Genomic DNA, 383 nt, shown 5'->3' with positions numbered 1-383 from the left:
GCCCGCCCCCCGCCGCCCCTGGCGGATGCTGTGGCGCGGGGCGCTGCTGGCCGCCGCCGCGTTCGAGGTGCTCAAGTCGGCGGGAGCGCTGCTGATCGCCGGGACGTTGAACAACCCGGTCTACGCCTCCTTCGCGGTCCTGGTCGGGCTGCTGGTGTGGATGAACATCGTGCTGCGCGCCGTCATGTTCGCCGCCGCCTGGACCGCCACCTGGCTCCCGGTCCCGCCGCCCTACCAGGGGGCCGTCCCGCTCGACCTGCCGGTCGGGCTGGACCCGGCCGAACCCGGCCGCAGCGCGGTCCGCCCCGCCGACGGCGTGCACGGCGCCGCCGTGCTCCCGGCCCGCCCCACCGCCGAGGCGCTGGCCCGCTCGCGCGCCCTGA

1 protein-coding gene is annotated in these 383 nt (G+C 78.1%); it reads left to right on the top strand.

The window, feature by feature from the left end:
- On the top strand, positions 1 to 383 hold a 383-nt coding region (locus D476_RS34100), incomplete at both ends, for a YhjD/YihY/BrkB family envelope integrity protein (protein WP_192826412.1).

Source organism: Nocardiopsis chromatogenes YIM 90109 (assembly GCF_000341185.1).
Classification (GTDB): domain Bacteria; phylum Actinomycetota; class Actinomycetes; order Streptosporangiales; family Streptosporangiaceae; genus Nocardiopsis_A; species Nocardiopsis_A chromatogenes.
This window is presented reverse-complemented; position numbering and strand designations above follow the sequence as displayed.